This window comes from Nocardia sp. NPDC102475 (assembly GCF_055584605.1).
Genome location: NZ_JBVJLS010000024.1, coordinates 108156 through 134753, shown reverse-complemented (window position 1 = coordinate 134753; position 26598 = coordinate 108156). Strand labels below are relative to the sequence as shown.

General features: G+C 67.5%; 1 protein-coding gene. It reads left to right on the top strand.

The features are described 5' to 3' along the window. The first annotated feature begins 2 nt into the window (after positions 1-2). On the top strand, positions 3-26426 hold the full coding sequence (locus ACZ60G_RS34385; protein WP_465815420.1) for a WXG100-like domain-containing protein: 26424 nt from the start codon (positions 3-5) through the stop codon (positions 26424-26426). Positions 26427-26598 lie beyond the last annotated feature (172 nt).

Genomic DNA, 26598 nt, shown 5'->3' with positions numbered 1-26598 from the left:
AGATGGCTGAGCTGCCGGGTTATCTCAAATGGCTGGAATGGGTCGCCGGATCCGACTGGCCTGCGGGCGATCCCGATGGCATGTGGGGGCTGGCCGACGACTGGCGCGCAGCGGCCGCCGGACTGCGCGACATTCTGCCCGATATCCTTGATGCGAAAACGGCGTCGCTGAAGGCATATCAGGACGGCGACGGCATCGAGGCGATCATCGCCAACTTCGACAGTTATCTCGAAGGTCCACAATCACTCGAGATGCTGGCCCGCGATTTCGAGAAGCTGGCCGATTCGGCGACCAGCGTCGGCACCGAAATCGAATACGGCCAGCTCATGCTGATCACCTCCCTCGCGCTGCTTGCGGCCGAGATCGCGATCGCATGGATCTTTCCGCCGACCGCGCCCGCGGAGGAGGCGCTGGCGATTGCCGGAACACGGGTCGCAATCCGGATAATCGCCAAGCGGATCATGGACAAGATCGTCGAGATCGTGGCCAAATTCCTCGGGCGTCGACTGGCGAATTTCCTGGTCCGTCACATTGCCATCGACACGGTTCTCGGCACCGTCCAGGACTGGGGAATTCAGCAGTACCAGGTGAATTCGGGACATCGCAAGGAGGTCAACTGGGAGCAGGTCGCCATCACCGCGATCAGTTCCGCGGTTGGCGCCGGTGTCGCGAGCCCGATCGGCGAGCGTCTCGGCGAGAAGCTCGCCGAGACCGAAATGAAGGCCTGGCTGCGTGGACTGCTCACCGGCGCGACGGCGGGCACAGTCGGTGCCATCGCCGGATTCGGCGGCAGCGTCGGTGCGCAGTTCGCGTTCACCTGGGCGAAGTCCGGACCGGAAGGCGGCTGGGACAAGGCAGTCGAAGGTCTGAAGAAGACCGAATTCGACCTGCGCATGCTGACGGCAGGCGCCTCGAACGGCGCGATGTCCGGTGCGAATCGTGCGGCGGCCGAGCAGTTCTATCACAATCGGCATCCCGATTGGTACCGGCCGAGCGGTTCGCGGGTAAACCCGGATGATCTGTCCCGCATCGGTTTTCGCCCCGATGCCGGTTCGGTTGGTGCCGATGCCGGTGGACGTGCTGGTGCTGATTCGGGAACCGGGCAGACCGGCGCGGGTGCGCCGAATGCGGGGCATACGGGAGAGCCCGTTGCTGGTCGTGGCGGTGGGGACGGTGCGGCCGACGGTTCGACAGCGCATGCCGTGGACGACGGGTCGGCGGCGGGAGCTGATGGTTCGTCGAATAGTCACGGTGCGGGCGATGATTCGGCGCAGGCGCATGGTGCTGACGACGGTATGTCGAAGGCGGGGGCTGCCGAGGATGGTTCTAATGCTCGCGCTGGTGCTGACGGTTCGACTGCGCGTGCTGGTGATGACGGTTCGACTGCGCGTGCTGGTGACGATGGTTCGACTGCGCGTGCTGGTGATGACGGTTCGACTGCGCGTGCTGGTGACGATGGTTCGACTGCGCGTGCTGGTGACGATGGTTCGACTGCGCGTGCTGGTGACGATGGTTCGACTGCGCGTGCTGGTGATGACGGTTCGACCGCCCATGCTGGTGACGATGGTGTTACCGCCCACGCGGGTGATGACGGTGCGACTGCGCATGCTGGTGACGATGGCGCGGCCGCGCGTGCGGGCGATGACGGTTCTAATGCGCGCGCCGGTGACGATGGTGCGACGGCGCGTGCCGGTGACGACGGTTCGACCGCGCGTGCTGGCGATGACGGCGCGGTCACGCGTGCGGGCGATGACGGTTCTAATGCGCGCGCCGGTGACGATGGTGCGACCGTGCGTGCGGGGGATGACAGTTCCTCGACTGCGCGGGCCGACGCGGATGGTTCCACGAACACGCAGCGCGTCGGCGATGGAGCGGCGGATGGTGGAGTCGACCAGTCGAGTACGCGGAATTCGGAGGCGGGAACCGGATCGGACGGTGCCGTCCGGCCCGCAGGAGAAGCCGCGACTCATTCGGATCTGTCTGCGGTACAGGCGAATTCGAATGCCGAGTCCAACGGTGCTGGCGACCGTCCGGGGTCGGCCGACCACGCGGGAGCGTCGGCGCGCGAGGGGCAGAGCCGCCTCGATGCCGGTACCCGGGCCGACCTGACCCCCGCAGGCGCGGAACGCACTTCGAACGCGACCGCCGATGGTTCGCGCGTCTCCGGCGACAACACGGCCGCGCAAGCAGGCGCCGCAGCATCGACCCCACTCCAAACCGGCACTGCCCCTGCACATCCCGGAACCGCGCCAACCCACGCCGCACCCGAAGCACGCACCGGCGCAACACCATCCACAACGCGTACGCCCTCAACCGCCGACATGCGCCCCGGCGCAACCTCCAATGCCGAAACCCCACGCGGCGAACAGGCCCGCCCACAACCGACCGCCGAACCCCGCACCACAGACCCACGTTCCACAGACCCACGTTCCGCAACCCCATCCACTGCCGATACCCGCACCACCACCACCGACGACCGCCCCGGCCCGGACCAATCCCGTACCGGCACGGGCGACACGTCCTCCGAATCCGAATCCCGCCGCACCACACCCGAAAACCGCGCGGGCGCAGCCCAATCCACACCCCACCACCCCACCGCCGAACCCATAGCAGGCCTCCAGGCAGCACCCGCCCCCATCCACGCCGAGACCCACTCCGACGGCAATGCCACCGTCCGCCCCAACAGCGAGCCCGCCGCACACGCAGACAGTGCCGGTGCCTTGCGGCCCAATGGGGATACCGCTGGGCGCTCCGATACTGACGGTGCCGTGCCTCCTGTCAGCGACAGTGTGGTGCGCCCCGACAATGACAGAGCGGCACGTCCGGACAGCGACAGTGTGGTGCGCCCCGACAGCACCAATTCACTGCGGCCCGAGGGCGAGAGCCCGGTGCTGCCCGACAGCGACGGCGGTGCGCTGTCGGCGAGCGACGGTGCCACGCGGCCCGACGGTGACGGTGCCGCTCGTCCCGACGGCGATGGCCACGAGCCCAACCGTGCCGCACGTCCCCAGGCTGACGCCGCCGTGCGGCCTGATAATGCTGAGCGCGACAGTGACGGTGCCGTAGAGCCCGAGGGCGACAGTGCAGTGCGGCCTGACGGCAGCGATGTTGTGCGACCTCACGGAGAAGGCGCCGTACGGCCTGACGGCGACCCCGCCGCGCTGCACGATGGTGATAGTGCTCCCCGGCACGAAGGCGACGACGTGGTTCGCCCTGACGGCGATGGTGCTGTGCGTCGTGAGGCCGACAGTGGTGTTCGGTCTGAGGGTGAGGGTGCCGTACGTCCCGAGGTCGAGCGTGCCGTGCGCACTGACGGTGATGATGCGGTGCGTCCCGGCAATGAGGGCGAGGGTGCAGTGCACCTCAGCGACGAGGGCATCACGCGCGCCGACGACACTCCGGTGCGCTCCGAACCTTCCGACGTCCGGCATGCGACGGATCCGGCGGCGCGGGAGGACGGGGCGCATCGGGGGGCGGATATCGAGCCTGCCGAGTCGCATCGTGCCGATGATTCGGCGCGGCGGGAGGAGGTCGAGGCGCGGCGGGAGGCGGCGCGACAGCGGGCTGAATCGCTTGATCCTGCAACGGCTTTCGTGCCGCAGCCAGTGGCCGAACCGCATGCGCATCGGAACACGGGGGACGCGCCTGCGGACAGGTCACGCGACGGGGCGGATGTTCAGCAGCGGCAAGGGAGCGATGAGCCTCGGATTCCGGAGCGGAATCGTGGTCGGTGCGCGGAGTTGTCGCTGCGGTTGATCAAGGCGCTCACCGGGAGTTCGGCGATCAGGTTGCCGGAGCGGGTGATCGGGCTGGACGGTATGACGGCCGCGGAGGTGCAGACGGCGGCGGGAGGGCAGTTGCGATCGTATGAGGGTCATGCCGAGATCGCGCGGTTGTTGCTTTCTATGCCGGAGGGGTCTTCGGCGCTGGTTGTCGATGAATACAGCGGTGCGGTCGACAGGTACAACGTCGGCGCGCACGCGTATGTGCTGGTGCACGAGAACGGCGGGATCGTGGTGCGCGATCCGGGGGCGGGCCGGGTGGAGGGCTTCCCACCGACGGTGCCGCGCGAACTCCGTGGCACGTATGCCATCGCCTTCGACCCGGCCGGAAATCCGTTGCACCCGCTCGGCTCCGAGCATCCGCTTGCCACCGATCCTGGGGCCCGCATCGGCCGCTCGCTCGATGCGCAGCCCGATCAGGTCCGTGAACTGTTGCGTCAGACCGAGACCGGGCGGCGGATCGCGGCTAGCTTCGACAACAGTCCCGTTCGCGACGGATTCGAGCCATCCGCGGGTGACGGCCGATCCGGTGTATTCCGGCGAGGCGAGCTGGCCGCCGTCGCCTTCACCTCGGGTGCCGATCATGTCCAGCAGGCGCTCACCCTGGCGCATGAATCCGTGCACGCCGAACGGTACGTCCAGGGCCGAACCGGTGACGTCCGGGGGATGGCACGCGACGAATTCGTGCGCACCATGGTCGACGAGGAGGCCGCGGCAACGGGCCGACGCTTCCAATTGGCCCAGGAATTCCGGGATCTCGGCCACGACATCGCCGTGCATCCGCTCGAGGAGACCTACACCGCCGCCTATGACCGCGCCGCCGCCGATCTGTCGGCAAGCGATTCGTCGCTCACCCCGGCCGAGGTCCGCCAGGCCGCACATGATGTCGCCGTCGACGCGCTACGCCGAGAAATCGCCACCCACGAGTGGCAAAACGGCAAGAACTACACCGATTACTACGGCGACGCCTGGGATCGCGTGCATGCGGCCAGTGCCGAACTCCCGTCGGGCGCGCGCATGCATGACACACCTGCGGATATCGCAGAAAGCCTGCGTACTGCGGCGCTGGACCGCGAGTCGGCCTTCCGCGACCTGCGCGACACCTCGGAAGAACTCACCAGGCGCGCGATCGCCCTCGGTCTCGATCCCACTCTCGCCCGACAGCCGCTGCAACGCCAGATCACCGACCCCCTGCAGCGCATCACGAATGAGCTTGCCGGACTGGATGTTCCGCCTGAGCGGCAGGCCGAACTGCGTACCGAACAACACGATCTGCGCACCCTCGCAGACCTGGCCGACCAGCGTCAGCATGCTCAGGCGACCTACGACCACCGCGCCGATCAGGTGGCAAATGCGGCGATCGAAGAGGTTCTCACCCGACACGTACGTGAGAACCCGAATGCGCGAATGCTCAACGAACACATCGTGCATATCCCCGGCGAGCCCGACCGGCTGGTCATCGCGTCAGGTACCGATGACCACCAGCGCGTCCTGCGCGATGCCCGGCAGCACCCGGAAATCCGCGAACTGCTCGACCGGCCCGAGGTCGTGCGCGAGCACCTGAACGTCGAAACCGACCAGGTCGGCCGCATCAGGGTCGAGCCCATCGACGAGCCGTCACCCAACCAATTCGATCGCGCCACCGATCTCACGCCACTGGACCGTGCGGGTCAGGCGGCCCAGGAACGCATTGCCCGGATTCGAGAACAGCTGCGGAAGACCGAAGTCGGCCGCTGGGCCGACGAGGTGCTCACCCGCCACGACGTCGATATCGTGCACGAGTCGAGCGCCGACGACCGCTACTACCCGAGCCGCCGCACCCTCGCCCTGGATGTCGGCGCCTCCGATGCGGCACAGATGGCCGCCCTGGTGCACGGCGCCATTCACGTCGAATTGGCACATACCCGTGAGACTCCAGGCGGTGCGCAGGAACGCATGCGCCTGCCGCGCGAGGAATACATCGCGCGCATGCTCGACGAGGAAGCCCGCGCGCACGCGTTGGAAATCGTTGCGGCGAAACAACTCAGGGTGGCCGGACACGATCTCGTGGAAACTCCGCTGGAGCGCGCCTACACCGCGGCTTACGACGAAGCCCGAGCCCGAGCGCACGAAGAGGATCCCGAAGCGCCCGCATCAGACCTCGATCGAATCGCCAATGATGCGGGCTTGGACGCCATTCGCCCCGAGGTGGCTCGGCATCGTCCCGAGCATTCGACCGAAACCCATGCCGAGTTCTACGGCCACGCGTGGGATGACGCGCACGGCATCCGCTCGTTCGACGATATCGTCCGCTCCGCCATCGCGTCCGGCGAGCGTTCGGTCACGGTGCTCAGCGAGGGTTCCTCGGTGCATGCCGCCAGGAAGGTGGAGCTGGTCACCTTCAACGATGGCACCGAACTGATCCGCAAGACCGTCATGAATCCGCGCCACGCCGTCGCCGAGCGATTGGCGTCGCTGCTCGCTCGTACTGTCGGTGCGAATGTGCCCGAGGTGTTCCACGCCAAATCCAATGTCGTGTACATGGAAAATCTGGCGGGACATGTTGCGGCCGAACGGCATCCGCAGTTCATTGATGTGCACGAGCTCGGTTACGCCGATACGGTCGCGGGCCGTGCGCTCGGTCTGCTGGACGCGCTGATCCGGATTCCGGACCGCGACGGACAGGGCTGGATGATCGGCCCGCAGGGCGAGGTGCTCGGTATCGACCACAGTCGTGGTTTCGAGGAAAGCGACGCCGCGCGAAATGCGTTGAGCCCGTTCGCCGAACACTTCCTGCGTCGCAATGGCGACAGCATCGAGGTCATCGACCATCATCTGCCCCGCGCGGTGGTCGACGCGATCACCGACCGCGTCGCCGCGTTGCGACCGGAGTTCGACAAGCATGGTCGGGGCAAGTGGCACGACACGGTGATGGCGCGACTGGCCGAAATCCGCGCGCACGCCACCGATCTGCCGTCCGAACACGGCGATAACGCAGTGCGGCCGGAGGACTCGAGCAGGCACGACGAGGATTTCGGCTACCGCCCGAACGCCTACACCAACCGGTACGGCGGCGACAACCAGCACGGCATCCACGGTTGGGTCGACGCCGACGGCGTACTGCGCGCAACGGTGCGTGTCGGTGACGGCACGCCGGCCGGACGCGAAATGTTCCGGGACATGATGCGTGAACTCGGGCATAAGGTGACCGAGATCCGTGCCGAATGGAAAGCCGACGACCGGGTCCGGGACAACCTCGACACCTTCAATGCCGGTGTGCAGGAGCTGTACCTGACTCCGGAAGAGGCGGCGCGCAACACCTTCACCGGCAAACTGGCCGTCGAACTCGGCTTCACCGAAGTGAGCTTCGATCACGGTGCGATGCTCGGTCGGCCGGGCGAGTACGAGAGGGTCGTCGCGCATTTCAGCAGGCCGGAGGCCTCGGTCCGACCCGAGGCGCCGGGCGACGTGGCGGATTCGCCCGAGTTCCGGCCGGTGGACGACGGTGCCGAACCGGACGCCGGGGCCTGGCAGGTCCGGCCGCGGGATATGACCGGTGGTCCGGTGTGGGAACTGCTGGGACGCAGCGAAACCGGACGCGAGGCGGCCGACGCGCTGCGGGCCGCCGGTGTCGCGGTGCGCTTCGAAGATGGCCGGCCGGATTCGTTCAACGGCCGGACCATGGACGCGTCCGTCGATACCCGTGACCGCGGCCAGCCCGCCCAGGCGGAGGCGCTGGTACGTGCGGCGGTACTCGCGGACGCCGTGCTGTCCGGGCGGGTCGAGGTGGATCCGGCCCGCATCCGCGCCACCGATCGCGCGGATTATGTTGACGCACAGCTGCGTACGGAAGCGGAGGTGCTCGGCAGGCAGGCTGAGCTCCGCCGTGAGCTGGGTGCGGCCGGATATCCGGAACCGGCCCCGACCACACACGATGTTGCGGATTCGGCCTACACCCACGCCTTGCACGAGCGGTATCTGACCGCCCGCGACGCGGCCGTGGCCGCTGCGGATCCGGGCCTGGGCGAGCACGAACTGCGCCGAATCGGTCGCGCGGCGGGCATCGAGGCGCTGCTGTCCGGCGATATGTTCGACTCGCCGCTGTATCCGAGCGAGGGCGCGAGTCTGCGGGATACCCACGGCGGCATCTGGGATGCCCATCAGCATCCGGATGGCATGCACGAGCCGACCTCCCCGGAATCGGCACGGGAACTGCAGCGCTTGGTACGCGAACATGCGGCGCTCACCCGGGAACTGCGTGCGGTCGAGGGCGATTGGGATCGTGCGGTCCGACGGTTCGGCGCCTTCGACCCCGAAACCCACCGCGGCGACCGGGAGCTTTTCGAGCGCGGACGACAGGCGGTGGCGGACGACAGAATCCGGCCAGTGGGCGCACTGAATTCCGAGCGCCCCGCCCAGGTGCGAGCGCTGGTCGAGGCCACCCGTCGACATGCCGAGGTGGAGGCGCGGCGTAACCATCTGCTCGATGAGATCGCGGCACGCGTCGGTCAGGACGTGCTCGGTCCGGAAGTCCCCGACGGGCATTGGGTCAACGACCGCGTCGCGGTGCTGCCGGGTGAGCCACTGCGGGTGATCGTGGTCGATGCTCGCGGTGATCATGCCGCGATATCGCGTGCGGCGGCGGATCGAGGCAGCGATCTGCATCGCGCCATCCGCTACGGCGATGCCGTCGCGGAACGGATCCGCGTCAGCGTCGACGATTCCGGGGCCGTCCAGGTGCGCCGGGAGCCGGTGGATCTGCGCGCCGCCTGGGTCGACGCTGCCGCAGCGGACGTGCGTGCGGAGGTAGACCACCTGGTGGCACCGCGACCGCCGGACGAACCCGCCGCGGCATTGCCGGACCAGTCGATGGTCGACACCGCGCAGGTGGCATCGGACCGGCTGCAGCGCATCCTCAGGGGCAACGAACTCGGACGGTGGGCGACCGAGGTACTGGCCAGGCACGGGGTGGAGATCCGTTTCGGCCTCGACGTGGATTCCAGCCGCTACGACGGCAGACAGCAGCGCGGCATCGATGCCGGATACGATCCGGCCTCGAATACCGTGCTGCTCGGCCTGACCGATCCACCGTCCCAGCATGCGGCGGAAGCGATTCGGGCGGCATACCTGGCCGAACAGCTCGGCGACGGTCCGCTCGAGCGATTCACGCTCGGGCGTGACGAATATGTCGATCTGATGCTGGATCGGGAGGCGGTTGCGCAGGCAAGAGCCTTCGAATTCGATAGGTGGCGGCAGTTCGGGACGGAAGCATCACCGGCTCCGGAAACGTTGCTGTCCAAGGCATATAAGGACGCCTTCGAACAGGCGGAGCAGCAAGCCTTGCGGGCCTACCGCGACAACCGTGAGGTCGCGGACAGCATGATCGATGCGGCCGCACACCATGCCGGTGCCCGCGAGGTGCGAAATCGGCTGGTGGAGTTGGGCCCGCGTGTCGACGGCGGCGACCTCGCCGCGTTCTACCGGGCGCAGTGGGACAGCGCGCACGGAATCACCCGTGCGCCTGGCGATGGGCCGCCGACGCGCCACACCGACTCCCCGGCGATCCGGGATCAGCGCAGCCGTCAATATGCGGCGGAAATCGAATCCCTTCGGCTGCTGCGTGATTCGGGCCGCTTCGTGCCGGTCGGTCCGGCCGAACGCGCCTACACCGACGCCTACGACCGCGCCTATCAGCGTGCGGAGCGGGCCGCGGCTCGCTCGAATGATCCGGCGATCCGGCCGGAGCGGGCGGGTTACGAGGCCGGGCGCGAAGCGCTGCGCAAGTACATCGACAAGGTCGGTCTGGAACCCGCCGAGGTCGCGTTCGATGTCGCTCGGCACGCCGACGACAACGTCGACGACTACCGCCCGTGGTCGGATACGGCCGAGCCGGAAACCGGGCGTCCGGCCGATCAGGACGCATCGCCACGCTCGATGAGTTCCGAGGAAGCAGCGGACCGTGTAAGTCGCGCTCTCGACGATGAACTGGCGCGGGATCCGGGGGGCGCCCGGCGCACCGACCGGGTTGCCCAATTTCCGGGCGACCAGCCGGTGGGACGCGGACGTCTGGTTGTGGTGGCACCCGAAGGCCAGCACATGGACGCGCTGCGCGAACTGGCCGCGACGCATCCGGAATACACCAGCGTGCTGTGGGACGGCACGCAACGGATCGAGTATCTGCAAGTGGGGCCGGGTTCCGATGGTCTGCACGATGCCCGGTTCATCGACGCCGACGCTGCCGAGGGCCCCTACCGTCACCCGACCGAAGACGAGGCGGCCACCGAACTACTCGCGCACTACCTGCGCTACCGCGCCGCCGGACAGACGGATCTCGGGTTCGATGCCTGGGTGCGCCAGCTCGGCCCGGATGCCTTCAATACCAAGGAAAATGCGTCTCCGAACCTCGAGGGCAGTCTGCGTCTGGACTTCATGGCCCGCGGTTACGAACTGGCCGAAGCGGATCCGTCGATCGGCGAGCCGCATCCGGCGGAGGTGGCGCGTCGTCTGCTGACGCGGCAGCTGGCCATGCCGGAATCCGCCGATGTGGCGGGTCGGGAACGTCGCTGGCCGCAGTTCACTCGAACCGAGGTGAAGACCCGGGCGTGGGACTTTCCGGTCATACTGCAGTCCGATGGCAATGGCGGCTGGCGGGTGGCGCCGCCCACCGGAGATGGCAGTGCGGGCGATGTGCTGGCCAGACAGTTCCAGGGCATGTCCGATACCGATACCGGGCGGCTCGGGGAACGGATAACCCGAATCCTGCTCGACGGTGCGGCCGATCTGCACGACCACAGTGCGCCGAAGGGCCTGCTGCGCAGAATCACCGACCGGCTGTCGTTCGGAAACCGATCGGATCAGGGCGATTCCGCGCCGCGACCGATCGATCGCCCACGGCCCGGCGACGATTCGTTCGACGCACCGGAGTTCCCACCGGCACATCCGGACGACGGCGCACAGGAGCGACAGGCCCAGCAGCAGCGACAAGACGTGCTGGATCGGTTGACGGCCGAGAATGCGGCGGCGGTGCGCGAGCGCGACGAGGCAAGGGCCGCAGGCGATCCGGAGCGCATCGCGCGGGCCGAGGAGCGGGTCGCACGGCTCGACGAGGCGATGGCGATCGCACGGCAGCGCGACGCGTTGTTGCGGGCCGGCGCGATTCCGGTGACCGATCGGGTCGGTGTGGTGCCGGGTGAGCCTGCGCGCGTGTTCGTGGTCGGCTGGGGCGACGGTGATCCGGTTCGCGTGCTGGACGATGCGGCCGCTCAACATCCGCAGCTCGCGGAGTTGCGTGCCGAACCCGGCACGATCGTGCGCGAGCTGCGGATCGGTGCACAGGGCGAGACACGAGTGCTACGCGTCGATGATCCGGCGGCGCGGCAGGAGGTCGAGCGGCCCGCCGAGGCTGGTGGCGGCGGAAAGAAGCCGCCGTCCGAGCCTCCCGTCCCTGCCGGGACGCCCGACGATCCGGATCATTCGCGAAACGAAAACTCCGGCAACGAATCCGAGGGTTCGTCGGCGGGACGGCCGTTCGCTCCGGCGAATCCGGACGAGCCGCGCCGCATCGTCATCGATGCCAATGGCGAAGAGGTGCCGCTACAGGTGCGGCCCGACGACGAAGGGCACTGGCGGGTCGAAGCTCCCGAAGAAGCCGGAACACCCGCTCGCCCAGCCGATTCCGAGCCGCCCGAGAAGAAGTCCCCGCTGCGCCGAGCGTTGGAGCGGATTCGGGAGAAGATGCGCGTGCGTGGTTACGTGGGCGACTACCCGAAGTACCCATCGGGTTCGGGTGAGGATCGCCGCGGCCAGAACGCGCTGAAGGATGGCGTCGAGCATGCGCAGGACCTCTTCGAATCGCATCCGAATACGCCCCATCCGCCGCAGGCGACACCAGGGCATGAAACCGTTGCTCGACCGGCCCCGGAGAGTGAAGGCGGGGGCCTCAATATGGCCCGAATCGCCAAGGAAGGCTGGACCGCCTGGCGCAACCGGGAGCATCTGCCGATCCTGAACAGGTTCTCCGGTCGGACCCGGGATGTGGCAGGCGATTTCGTGGTGCCACGCACGCCCGATGGCGAGGAATACCGGTTCTGGGTCAGCGATGCCGATCCGGATCTGGTGCGCCAGACCGTCACCGAACTGCTCGAGGTCGAGGCCATCGCGCCGGAAGAGGCGCGGGCGGTGCTGGAAGAGGCACTGGCCGTTGCCGATCCGGAACAGCGGCAGCGGATCATCGATGACCTGGAGAACTTCGGTCTGATCTCCGACGAGGAGGCCAGGGCACTCGAGCAGGAGCCGACGCATCCGGAGCCGACTACCGAACTCGACGGTCCGCCACCGGAAGACGAATCACTCACCGATAAGGCACACCGGCTCGGTTTCGACCTGCCCGACGAAAGTCCGGAGACCATTCGCCGGGTACTCGACGAGCAGGAATACCGGACGATGCGTGAGGCGGCCGCGATCGCGGGCCTCGCGGAAGCGGCCGATCGCTTCAACGAGGAGGTCACGCGTCCGTACGTCGATGCCGACCTGCTGGGCGACTCGGCTCCCGAACTGCACGGTCGACAGCCGGTGGCGGGGGAGATCGAGGATCCCGATGCGCGGCGGGTCGATGAGGACGAGGACTACTACGACGAGGACGAACCGACCAGTGAGTCCGGTCCCGAATTGGGCGCGCCGGATGCGTCGGGCCGTCCGGTGCCGCTGGCCGATCAGGTCAGCATTTTCGACGACAACCCGATGGGCCGCTTCCTCAAGGAACTGATCAGCGCCTTCGGCGGCGATCCCGGTCTGCAGAACTTCCGGCCCGTCGGCAATGGCGCCGACCCGCTGCGCGAATGGGGCGATATCGGGGACGGCCAGGAACTGGGCCGCGACCAGGGGCCCAGGGTGTACTTCGAGCATGCCCTGCGCCGCGACCAACTGCGCGACGAGGCGTCCACGTGGGCGCAGATGTTCGGATTGGACCTCAACGATGTGAACCCGCGCAATCTCGATGCCACGCTGCGCAGGTTGTGGGCCGAGAACGATGCGCGTGCCGCCAGGGTCGCCGAATTCGCCGACGCCGCCGAACCGCATCTGCGTGCCGGAGAGCAGGAGCCGGTCGGGGAGATCCACGGCGATCAGGTCGCGCGGGTGCCTGTCGGGGAGGGCGCGCCGGACCGGCTGGTGGTGATCAACGGACCGCTGGATCGCGCGGATGCGCTGGCCAGGGCGCTCGCCGATGATCCGTCCCTGGCCGATGCGCTCAATCGTGGTGAGGTCGAACTCGATTACCGGAACGCGCGCACGGATCGCGTGGGGCAGATTCATCTGGATCCGGTCGAAACACCCGAGGTGTACCACTATCGGGAGACGATCGATGGCCGCGAGCTGGTCGTCACGATGGTGCGTGACAACGACGGTCGGTGGCGCGCCGTGCAGGCACCCGTCGAGGAGCCGGCGAGCCATTCGTCCGGCCACGAGAGCGATGCGCCGCCGCGTACTCGCGCAGAGCTGGTCGCCGAAATCGTCCATCTGGCAAACGAACTCGGCCTCGGCCCGGAAGTGCTGCACCCGGATCGGCTGGCGCAGACCATTGCGGAACTGAAGCTGGCCAATGCTCTGCGCGCCGGTCAGGTCGAGGCGCTGGCCGACTTCGCGCGCACGATGAACGAGATCGAGAACTTCAACGATATCGGCGATGCGCGTGGCCAACTCGCGCACCGGCTCGATATTCCGGAGTCGGAGCTCACGCCTCGGCGGGTTGCCGAGGCGCTGGCCGATCCGGAATGGCGCAGCGCGCGGCGCGAACAGCAGTTCAAGGATCTGGCCGATTACGCCAAGCAACTGCGGGATATCGATCTGGGCGCGGTCAATGCCGCACGTGATCGCTTGGCCGCACAGCTCGGCCTGACCAGCCCGGAATCGTTGCAGCCACCCAAGATTCGGATCGCCGATGACGGTGAGATCCTGCGCGGACTGGATGCGAACGGACTTGATCCGGCGAAGCTGCGCAAGGTGATCGCGGGCCTCGAGGATGACGGTAAGCACGATCAGGTGGTGGACGCGCTCACCGAATATATGCGTGCGCTGATCGATGTCGACCCGTACTCCGATGTGCCGCGGGGCGACCTGTCCGCCGATCCGCGGGCCGCTGGCGAACCGCCTGTCCATGAACTGGCTTGCGTGCAGGCATTGCGTGAACTACTCACTGAGGCAATGCAATCCGGTGATCCGCTCGTTCTCGGAAGTGTGCTTGCGGACCATCCGGGTCGCGCCGACGGCGCATCCGGCGAGGGGCGAGGGCGGCCCGAACCGAATCGCGACTGGGCCCGGCTCGTCGGTGTCGATATCGCGGGTGCGGACGATGCGACCTTCCGCAAGGTGTACGAGGCCTACCGCGACGGAAAGATCGAGAAGCACGAAGGTCTCAGCCCCGCCGAACTGACCGCGGAACTCGGCCGCATGCGCGCGGAGATCCAGACTCGTGCCGAACAGATCAGAAATCTCGCGGCGCTCCTCGACGAGTTCTACGACGCTCCGAGTGAGTTGGCTGGCGCGCCCCGCGGGTTGGGTGGGCCGGACGAGGGCGGACCCGGGCCAAAGCCCGTCGGCCCGGAGGACCCGGGATCGGGCGGTGTGGTCGATCCGTCTGTCCGGCCTGGGGGCGATGAGTCTGAACCTGGTGCCCAGCAGGAATCCGGATCGGGTGGTGTGGCCGATCCGCCGGTCAGGCCCGGGGGCGATGAGTCGGGCGCGTCCGAGCTTGATTCTCGATCGGACTGGAAGCGGCAGATGGATGCCGAACAGGCCGAGTGGAACGCGCGCATGCATGCGGAACTCGATGAATGGGTCGCCAAGATGGGTGGGGGCGAGGATTCGGCGGATCCACGGTCGCGGATCGAAGCGGCGTTGGCGCGTGAGCAGGCTGCCGCCGAGGAGGCGTTCCGGCGTCGTGATGAGGAGGCCGAGGCCAAGCACAAGGAGTTGATGGATCACCTCGATGAGGTGGCGCGTCGGCTGGAGGAAATTGCCGACGAGCCGGAAGGCGCTGCAGCGGAGCAAGATTCGGCGGATCCACGGTCGCGGATCGATGACGCGTTGGCGCGTGAGTCGGCCGCCGCGGAAGCGGAGTTTCGGCGTCGTGATGAGGAAGCTGAGGCCAAGCATCAGGAGTTGATGGGTCATCTGGACGAGTTGTCCCGTCGGCTCGAGGAGCGGTTCGGAGATCTCGATGACCCGCAAAACGCTGTGCCGGAGGCCGATCCGCCGTCGCGGATCGAAGCAGCATTGGCGCGTGAGCAGGCTGATGCCGAGGAGGAATTCCGGCGTCGCGATGAGCAGGCCGAGGCCGAGCATCAGGAGTTGATGGATCACCTCGATGAGGTGGCGCATCGACTCGAGCAGGCGGCCGACGAATTCCGACAGTTGGATGAAAGACCGGATGAGGACGGCCCCGATCCCGCCGCCACACCGCCCGCCCCGCCGCACGACCCACCGGACAGCGCCGCCTCCGGCGCGAAGCCGATCCCCGTCCCGGATGAGGCGGACGGCGCTCGTGATACGAATACCGATGGGGGAGAGCCGAAGTCGTCGGCCGACCCGGCCGAACATCCGTCCGTGCCGGTCGAACTGTGGCCCGGCGGATCCGGCGATGTCTCGCACCATATTTCGGAGCCACCATCCGAGCCGCCCCGCGCCGAGGCGGGGAAGCAGCCTGATCCGGTTAGCACCGACGAGGCTTCGAACGGTTTGGAGCCTGTGCGTCCGGAGCCGGATTCGGCTGATTCCGAGCCGCCTGCCGATGAGGCGTCGACCCGTGATTCGAGGGATGGCGAGGAGTCGGTCCATCAGGATGAAGACGCCGAGTATCGAGCGTTGGTAAACGAACTCGATGAGATGGTGCGGCGTCTCGAGGGCGGTTCTGAGGAACCGCCGCGGTCGGATGAGGATGGTCCTGAGCCGACGGCGTCGCTGTCGGGACCGCCGCACGATCCGTCGGACAGTCCGGCCTCTGGTGCCAAACCGATCCCGGAGTCGTCCGAGCCGTCGCGCGCCGAGGAGCCTGTGCTGGTTCGTTTCGACGATTCGGATGGTGTGGAGCCGGTTCGTCCGGAAGAGGCGGGTCCGGATGAGGCCGAACCGGTCGCCGAAGCCGGTGGCGGGTCTAAGAAGCCACCCGCCGACCCGCCCGCCCGGCCGACGTCCGAGCCGGAGGAACCGTCGGGTGGGAACGAGGATGGTGAAGAGCGCGGCGCGGATAACCGGCGGGATGACCCGCCTGCCCCGCTGGTGTCCGAGTGGGATGAACCGTCGGGTGGGAACCAGGATGGTGAACAGAGCAACGCGGAGAACCGGCGGGATGACACCGAAGCCGGGAACTCGGAGCCAGGGGCCGAAGCCCGGACCGGACCGGAGCATGAGGAGGCGGTGCGGGCGCATACGGATGCCCTCGCGCGGCGGGATGCGCTGGCGGCCCGGATCGCGGAGCTGGCCGACCGACTTCCGGCACAGGAGGATGCGGATGCGTGGACGCCGCGCCGAATTCGGGCGACCGTCGCCGAATTCGCGGGACGGCGATTGCTTTCGGATGCCGATCGTGCCGTTGTAGCCGAATTGGAGCGGCTCGCACCGGAATTCGCACGGGTGGATGCGGAGGTCGGCGAGCTCGCGGCACGCATCGGACTGGTCGGCGAGTACGACCAGCTGCTGCAGGAGCGACGAGATCTGGTGCGCGAGCGCGAGTTCGTCCGCGCCAAGGCCAATGAGCGCGCCGCCAATTTGGGTCTGGACGATTCGACCGAATGGGTGCGCCGGGACCCGGATGCGCGCGACGAGGCGATTCAAGCACTGCATGCCCACGCACGGACCGATGTCGTCGACGTGCTGGGTGGCCTCGAGGAGGCGAACCGGCAGGTGCGCAGCCCGGTCGAGCCCGGCGAGCAGGGACGGCGCGAAGACGCACTGCGCAAACTCATTGCGGCGACGGAGGACTTCGAATCCCTCGACGATCAGGTCCGACGCGTGGATCAGCGGCTGTCCGAGTTGGAGGACCAGGGCGTCGCGCGGCACCGCCCGCCGTCGGAGGAGGGTGCTGCCGAGATCGATCGGATGGCGCGGGAGCGGGCGGAGGAGCTCCGGCAGATCAAGCCGCGGCGCACCATGCGCGACGATCTGGCCGTCCGGCTCGGTGTGGTCGATGAGTCGGGCAATCCGAATGAGGCCGCGCTGCAACCGGATCAGCTGCGCAGAACGATCACCAACCTGCGATTCGATGCGGATGACGAGGTGCGCGATGGCACGCTGTCTGCGGATGAGGCAGACGCTCGCCATCGTGAGATCGACGGACTCTTCCACGCCGCCGACGATGTGAACCAGGCGCACAATCGGATCGGCCGGCTCCAGGACGAAATGGCCGGAGCCGCGGGCGTATGGCGGCAGCAGGTCGAAGCCGACGGCGGCCGGATGGTCACCGACCGGGTCGGCATCGTGGAGGGCGAGCGACCCCGCATCATCGTGTACGGTCCGCGGCTCGATCCGGCGGCACCGCGCGCGGATCATGATCGGGCCCTCGCCGATGCGCTGCGCCGCGATCCTGCGGTCGCTCAGGCGATGGTGCGTCCGGAAACCCGCGTCGAATACCGCCAGGTGCTCGCGGATCGCGAGGGCAATACCCGGACGTTGCGAATGCCGCCACCCGAGATTCGACGACTGAGCACGGGCTGGCACAACGGCAGACGTATGGATATGACGTCGTGGGTCGACTCCGAAGGCACCGTGCACCACATCGATCCGACGCGCCCGGATTGGGTTGGCAATCGCGATGCCGGGACCGTGCCGAAGAAGTTCACGCCCAAGGATCCGCCGGACGGTGTCAGCGGCTGGGCCATGGAGGATGTCGTCAACGACATCACGCTGCCGACCGATCATGTGCCGCCGGGTGAGATCGCGGAGAGCACGCTGCCGGTCAATATGCCGCAGGCGCCGTCACGCTACGACACGTCGTCCGTGCCGCCGGGGACACCGATCTTCGAACAGCATTGGGGCGGCGACGCTTACAACATCACCCGGCTGATCCTGATGGCCGCGCAGACGCCGAAGCATCCGGCGGTGAAGGCCTGGATCCAGGCGCATCCGGAGATCGGTGAGTGGGTGCAGGCCCGGCCGTGGCTGCAGAAGATTCCGCCGTTCGGCACCGTCTTCCGCAACTACGAGTGGTTCGCGGGGCCGGAGCGCAATATTCAGCCCATGCATCGGCCCTGGGATCCGGCCGAACACGGCGATCCCGCGGATCGGGTGGAGATTTCCGAAGGGCTGCAACGGGAATGGGATCGCGACGTCGCGAACTGGCGTCGCGTGCAGGACTGGGCCGATGCCGAGTACGAGCGGTTCCTCGCCGATGACAGCGATATCGATCGGATCATGGACGGGCTCGACGCCCACCGCCGTGCCCAGCAGGTGGCTGCGGCACGGGATGTGGTCGGGACCGTGCAGGACAGGCTGGTGACCGCGGATCGAGGTATCGATCCGACCCACGATGTCGATGCACAGTTGCTGCGGATGCAGGACAAAAACAACCGTGTCGCAGACGATTTGGCGAATCGATTCGGGGTCGATGATCCAGACGCGGTGCGCGACACCATCGCCGACATTCGCGAGCTCTTGCGCGCGGGCGCGGATCCGGACGCCATTGCCCAGATCCTGGCCCAGCACATGCGCCACGACGTACCGGATTTCACGCGCGCCGAGATAGCGCAGATCAAGAACCACTTCATGGTCGACGAGCATCTGGTGCGCGATTACAGCGATCCCAATGGCGCGTATGTCCGTCGCCCGATGGACCGCCTCGCCGATGTCACCGAGGCATGGAACCGGTTGATGGCTGGCGAACCGCTGCCCCAAGACTTGGTCCTGCTGCAGGATGCGCGCGCCGAATCCGACTTCCTGCGCGCCAATCCCGGTGCCACCTGGCGCGCCGCCAACACCCACGCCATCGGCCTCGGCTTCCACTGGGACGCGGACCGCCCGCCGCTCACCGACTGGCGTGCGGGCATTCCGTACGCCGTCGACATCGTCGCGCCTGATCCGTCCTGGTCACCGCCCGACCAACACGCCGGCCCCGAACTGCCACCGCCGCCGGATGTGCCGCAGTTGGGTGCCAACCCGCCGGATCGGCCGAGCTCCGGTGGAAGTACGCGACCCGGTGCGGAGCCGGAATCCGTGCCGGAGGTTCAACCGGAAGGCGCTGCGCCGGGGCGTGATCCCGATGCGGCCGCTCGACAGTCGGAAATCGGGCGCATCGCGAACGAATGGGCGGCTGCTTTCGTCGCCCGCGAAGACGCGCGCACCGCCCTCGACGAGGCTATGGCCGACCCGAGCCTGGAACACGCGGACGCACAACAGGCCGCCGCACGCCGATTGGACCAGGCCGATGCAGAACTGACGCGGCTGAACGAGGAACTGAGCCGTGCGGTCGCCCACGACATCGTGGAAACTGAAGCGAACCACCATGATTCGGCGGATGGGCGTACACGGCACGGTGATTCGGGTACTGATACCTCGCCCGAAGCGACTGGTGAGGGTGGTTCACGACGTCCACCCCAAGATCCCCCCACCCCGGCATCTCCGGACGAACCCACCGACCCGGTGCAAGGAATCGAGCGGACCCGCCACCGCGCCGAGGCCGGTTTCGATGAGTTGCAGCGCCGCATCGACGCCTGGCATGCGGAAGCGTTGCGGGAAAACGAGCGCCGCTATGAGGAGGCCATCAACTCGCTGAGTGCGCCGGAGCCGCCGGTGTGGCGCGACAATTCATCGACTCCGGTGCGGGAAGCGTCGCTCTCGGACGGCGTCGAGCAACCTGATTCTGCGACTTCGCAACCTCCGGATGTGGTCAGCTCTGAACCGGTGCGGCGACTTGAGGAAACGTGGCAGCGCGCCGAGGCAGGATTCGATGAGCTACAGCAGTGGATCGATGCATGGCATGCGGAGGCGTTGGCAGAGAACGGGCGTCGCTTCGACGAGGCCATGCGTGCCTTGGCTGATCCCGGCCCGCCGACGAGTTCTGACCCGCCAGCTGCGGATCCTGTTGCACGGCAGAGTGATCCGGTGCGTGAGATCGAAGAGATCCGCCAACGCACCGCCGCTGGCTTCGATGAGTTGCAGCGGCGAATCGATACGTGGCATGCGGAGGCGCTGGCGGCTAACCAGCGGAGGCATGAAGAAGCCCTCCGGGCACTGGCTGAGCGGCCGCGACCGGACGATGGCGCCGAGCAGAGCGATTTACTGCGCAGGATCGACGAGCTTCGCCAGCGTGCCCAGGCCGGGCTGGATGAGTTGCAGCAGCGGATCGATGCCTGGCACGAACAGGCTTTGGCGGCGAATCAACGCAGGTTCGACGAGTTCAACCGTTGGTTGAATGCGACAGTGCTGGAGGGGCATAACTCCGACGCGAGTGGTCGTGCTCTGGAGCGCGGCCAGCCCGATTCGGGTCCGGCGGCGGCCCAGGAACAGCACGCGGGGCAGTCCGGTGATTCGGCGTTGCCGCTGGACGGTGAATCGTCAGCGGGGAGGCAGGGTTCCGCCTCGGCAGCGGATGAGGGGTCGTCTACTGGGCGACGAGGTGATTCGGCCTTGGGTGTCGGCGAGGAGTCGTCGGCATCACGGCGGGATTCGGTGTCGGAGGTGAGGGAGGAGGCGAGCGGGCGGCGCGGTGGTGAGCCCGGGGACGTGCGGGTTCGGCCACTCGGTGGGCAGGAGGGAGCGGGTGCGCCGGAGGCTGGTGGTGATGGGGGATCGCAGCATCCGCCGCAGGAGCCGCCCAGTCCGGGGCAACCGGAGCCGGGGGAGTCGGGTTCGGGCGGTTGGCCGCAGGATGGGCCCGCGCGGGTACACGAGCCTGTCACACCGGAATTGCGTGATGCGTTGCCAGGTTTGGCCGCGCGGATTGCGGAGACTGCGGCTACCCGCCATGCAATGGAACCGGGCATTGCCGAAGGTGCCAGGCGCCTCGGAATAAACCCTGACCGTTTGAGCCCGCACGAGATACAGCGTGCCGTCAACGATTTGGTGGGCGCGGCAGAGGATCAGGCTGCCGCGATACGGGATCGTGAAAACGTCCCGAGCCATGAGATGGTGCAGCATTTCGCGGATCTCCGGGCCGCCGAGCAACATGCCGCCCAGGTCAGGGATGCGGCCAGTGCATATCAGGCCGAACTGCGCCGCTACATCCACGCGATGGGCGAGGAGAACGTGGCCCGGCAGCGAGCCGCCGTGCTCGCGTCTCGTGACGTGCTCGCCGGGGAACAGGCGCATATGGTCGCCGAGGGCGTCGGGATCGCACCTGATGGGCAGCGCGTGGTGGTCGCGTCGCCGTCGTCGGCACCCGAACAGGTCATGCCCACCGAGCTTCGCCGACAGCTGGCCGATCAGCGCGTCCAGGTCGACTATCTGCACGTCGTGGTCGATGAATCCGGAGTCGTCACTGTCACCCCGATCCGCCCGCCCGACGAAGGAGCGGTACGGGCCCGCCCGACAGGTCCGCCGGAGACACCGGGTTCGGGTTCTGTGGCGTCACCGGAACGCGCTGCGGCACAATCGGATCCGACGCAGACATCGCCCGAGACGCCACGCGCCGATACATATGGTTCTGATCCGACGCGATCCAGGCCGCAGGGTCCCGCCGCGGACAGTTCGGATCCGACACGGTCAGCGCCCAAGACCCGGGCCGATGCGAATGGTTCGGATCCAAGGCGATCCGCGCCCGAAACACGGGGCACTGATCCGGGTGGTTCGGATCCGATGCGATCTGGGCCCGAGTCGCGGGGTACCGCTGCGGACGGTTCGGATCCGACGCGATCTGCGCCCACGACACTGGACGCCGCTGCGGATACCTCGGATCCGACGCGACCTTCGCAGGAAACACGGACCACCGACGCGGACGGTTCGGATCCCACGCGCTCCACGCCCGAACCACGAGACCCTGGCGGCTCGGAGCCGGATCCTGGAACCGCGCCCGACACTGCGCCGCATTCGGACGCTCTGACCCCCGAGGTCCGAGCCGATCTCGAGCGGCTGCGTGCGGAGCGTGCCGTGGCCGTCGCCGATCGCGAGGAATTGCGCGATATCCGTCGACTTCGTGCCGAAGGACTACCGGTCGATGTCGAGCAGGGGCTGCGGCCAGGCCTGCCGCTGGAGACGACCCTCGAAGAGTTGCGTAACCAGACCATGTTGGTCCATGAGCAGGCCGAGCGGCATGCGCGGATCGACGCACTCGAGCGTGCGGCCGACGAATTCAACCGTGCCGATGCCGAAGTTGCCCGGTTCGACGAGGCGATCGCGACGCTCGAACTGTCTGGAACACCGGAGGCCGTGCACGCCGCATTGGTGCGGGAACGTGCCGCAATGGCGGCCGAATGCGAGTTCTGGCGGGCCAAGCGCAATGACCGCGCCGAACGCTTCGATATTCGTGATCCCGATCGCGCCCTGAACCAGGACAACCTGGAGCCGACCCTGCGGCAGCTCAGTGGCGATATCGTCGGCAGCAGGGACATCGCGGGCACCGGCGACGAAACATCGCGGCCGGAACCGGAATTGGTGGGCTCGGCCGAACGCACTCAGCGTGAGAACAACATCTTCAAGCTGCAAGACGCGGCGGAACGATTCAACGAAGCCGATTCCGCCCTCGCCGAACTGGATCGTCGCATTGCCGCGTTGGAGGGCGCTGATGTCATCGCGCACCAGCCGCTTTCGGCAGAAGCACGCGCTGAGCTCGACCGGCTCGGTGCCGAGCGCGCCACCGAGGTGCTTGCCAGTAAGCCATGGCGCGGAATGTGCGACGACCTCGCAGACCGCCTCGGCGTGAACCGAGACGCATTGGGCCCTGATGAGATCGACCAGACCCTGCGCGATGCGGCGAACCGTTTCGCGCCTACCGAGGAGAACACCAGGCAACTGCAACTGCTGCGTGCAGCCGCCGACCGAGTCAACCAGGCGGACAACAGGATCGGCCGCATTCAGGATCAGATGGCCGAACTGGCCGGAGCGTGTCGCGACGTCTTCGCCGCCGAGGGAGCCAGGCCGATCACCGATCGCGTCGGCCTCGTCGAAGGCGAAGATCCGCGGATCATCGTGGTGGCCCCACGCGGCACATTGGAGCATCCGCGCGCGGGCCACGACGCGGCGCTCGCCGATGCGATCCGACGCAATTCCGCAGTGGCACAGGCGATGACAAGACCTGAGACGCGAATCGAATATCGCGTGATCGTCGCCGAGCGCGAGATGCCGGTGCGCATCGAGGAACTCGCACCACCGCTTCGCGACTATCTCACCGCGGGCTGGCGCGAGGGCTCGCCGGGTATCCACCTCACCCGGTGGCAGGACGCCAATGGTGACTGGCATCCGGTCAATCCGACCCGCCCGGACTGGACAACCAACCGCCAAGGTCCCAGGGTGCCGAAAGCATTCGAGCCGCGCGTACTTCCGGAAGGCGTCAGTGGTTGGGCGGTCGATCCGTTCCAGTCGTCCATAGTCGATCCGTTCCTGGATCCGCCACCCGGCGCGATCGATGAGGAACTGCTGCCCCGGATCCCTGGCATGGACCCACTCGATCCGGGTGTGCCAACCTTCGAACCGCCGATGGCAGGTGTGTTCTACAACACCATGCGCATCATCCTCGAATCGGCGAAGCTGTCCGGATTCACCTGGTACAGCGATAAGGACCATCCGGGCCGAATCAGTCCGGGATTCAAGGGACATCCCTATTTCCGTCCGCGCGCGGCCGATGTGCAGCCGATGGCGCGTGAATGGGATCCGCAGGATCGAGTGCCAGATCGCGGCGAGTTGTCGGAGGAATTCAAACAGCGCCAACGGGATCAGGAAGCGGCGTGGGCGCGCGTGCAGGACTGGGCCGACACCGAATACCAGCGGTTCCGCGCCGACGACAGCGATATCGCCAGCATCGTCGATCATCTCGCCGCGCATCCGGATGCCGAAGGCGCGGCACGTGCCGTGCGGGCGGCGGAGATCGTCGATCAGATCGCCCGCAGACTCGACAGCTCCGGCGACCTCGACCCGATCGTCGACGCGCTCACCGGCCAGCTGCGGGGCGAACAGCCCGGTGACGCAAGACGATTGGTCGACAATCTTTGCGATCAGCTCGGCAACCTGGGTGCCGACCGCGCCGAATTGATCAGGTTGGTCGCCGACCGACTCGACAACTCGACCCCGGCCTTCACCCACGCCGAGATCGAGCAGATCAAGAACCACCTCATGCGCGATCCGCATCTGGTGCACGACCCGAACGACGGCATCCTCCGTCGCCGCCCACTCGACGCCGTCGCCGATGTCGCCGAAGCCTGGAACCGCCTGATCGCGGGCATCCCACTGCCACAAGACATCCTGCTCCTACAGGACGCCCTCGCCGAATCGAACTATCTGCAGCAAAACCCGATCGCCGCCTGGCACGACGCCAACCAACACGCCATCCGCATCGGCTTCGACTGGAACGCCAACCGCCCACCCCGCACCGGCTGGCGCACCAAAATCCCCTACGCCCCACCCCGAGTAGACCACCAACCCCAACTTCCCCCCGCACTCCCGAACCCGGACGCCCCCCTCGCTCTCCCCCCGACCCCAACCAACGAACTCCCACAACCAGCACCGGTCGAAACCCCTGTACCGCCTTCGTCCTCCGACGGCGCTGAGCCGCCGCTGACAACGGAAGTGCCTGCGGTTCGCGAAGATTCGGAGCCGACACAGCCGCTGACCACAGACGAGAGCTCGGCCACCGATCCGGGTCCGCAACACGGTCACGATCTGCCGGACACCGCAGACAGCCGCGATCACACCGACTCGTCCGATGCCACGGCTCATGGTGATCGCGACGGCGAATCGTCCGCGCCCGAGATGCCGCAGGTCCGCGAAGGTTCGGAACCCGGTGAGCTGTGGGGCACAGACGATCAGTCGGCCACGGATCCGGGCACGCAGCAGGGCCAGGATCTGCCTCAGGGTGCGGGTCGTCGTGATTCTGCGAGTGATGAGCCCTCCGACGGCGCAGCGCATCGCGACGGTGACGATGAATCGGATGCCGGTGCGACGCTTGGTGATCATGTCGGCGCGGAGGAATCGTCCGACGGTGCGGCGGGTCGTGGCAGGGCGGGTGATGAATCATCTGAAGGGACAACGCGTCCCGAGCAGGTAGATGATGGGGAGTCGTCTGCGGGGCAGGCGCGGCACGGGCGTGCTGGTGAGGGGGAATCGTCCGGCGGTGCCTCGCGTGGTCGCGCGGGCGATGGGGAGTCGGCAGGGGAGGGCGGGAGTCGTGGCCGTGATGGGGGTTCGGGTGAGGGGGGCGCTCGGTCGAATCGGGGTGGCGGGCAAGAGCCGCCGGAGGGGCGGTCGGATTCGGGTGATTCGGAGCCGCCGCCGCTGCCCGGCTCGGTGCTGCGTTCCCATATCCCGCATCCGCCGAGGCTGAACCACGAGTACGAGATGCCCGATCCGCCGAGCCGGGCACCGTTCGATCCGACGTGGCCGCTGCCGAAGCACCCGCCGGAACCCCCGAAGCCGCCGCGCCCACCAACGCCGCCGCACCCACCGAAGCCTCCGGTGCCGCCGCAGCCACCTGTGCCGCCAGAGCCGAAGCCTCCGGTGCCACCGAAACCGCCTGTGCCGCCACATGAGCCGAAGCCGCCCAAACCGCCGGTCCCCCCGAAGCCGTCGGTTCCACCTGTGCCACCTACCCCTCCGATTCCGCCGCCAACGCCGCCGGTTCCGCCTTTCCCACCGACACCGCCGACGCCCCCGACCACGCCGGTGCCGCCTTTCCCGCCGCCGCCGGTACCTCCGGTGCCACCAACGCCGCCGGTGCCGCCAGTTCCGCCTTTCCCGCCGACAACGCCGGTACCTCCGGTGCCGCCGACGACACCGGTGCCCCCGTTCCCTCCGACCACGCCGGAACCCCCGCAACCCCCAACGTTCCTACCCCACGACCCGACCACACCCCCACACGACCGGGTACACCCACCGTCATCAGGTCACCCGTCGGAACCCCCGTACCGCCCGGGTACACCCATGCCTTCGGATCCACCCGACCAGCACCACTCCGGTGCCCCACAGTCTCCCGGCTGGCCCGACGCATCCCACCAACCGATCAATCCCGTCGCACCGCAACAAGACCCGACAACTCAATCAACTCCACCGCCGATGACACCCCCGCCCATCGGCGCATCACCACCCACCCGAAACCGCCAAGGCTCCAACGGCCACCGCCATCGCCCATCCCAGAACGGCAACAGCGCAACCCTTTTCGTCCAACCCTTCTCCGGCTTCGGCGTGCCCGCACACTTCGACCCGGAAACCGGCGCACTCCAAGCCGTCGGCGGCGGAATCGGCCCGCAACTCGGCGTATACGGCGATCTCGGTGACACACCGGTCGTCTTCTACCGTGACCCCTCCGGCCTCGCCCTACGCATCGGCGACAACACCATCAACCTTGACACCCCCCTCGTGGCAATCGAATGGGAACCCGTAGAGAACCGCCAAACCCGCTTCGCTGTCACCGCCTCCGGCACCCTAGTCTGCCAACTCCTGTATCGCTCGCTCCCGCCCGAACTCGACCTGGGCCGCCTGATCCACGACGTCTGCACCTCCCCCACCCGCCGCACCCAAATCTTCACCCGTTAACCCGCCGCACTGATCGAACACGGGTACTTGCCCAGACTCGCTCAGATCGTTCCCTGTGAATGCTTCTGCGGGACACGGAGTTCAGACCAGTACGCATGGCGTACCGCATCCCATAGCCGCGACAGTTTCGGGAACTGCTCGCGCATCTGAACCAGGTCCGGCGCAGTGGCTG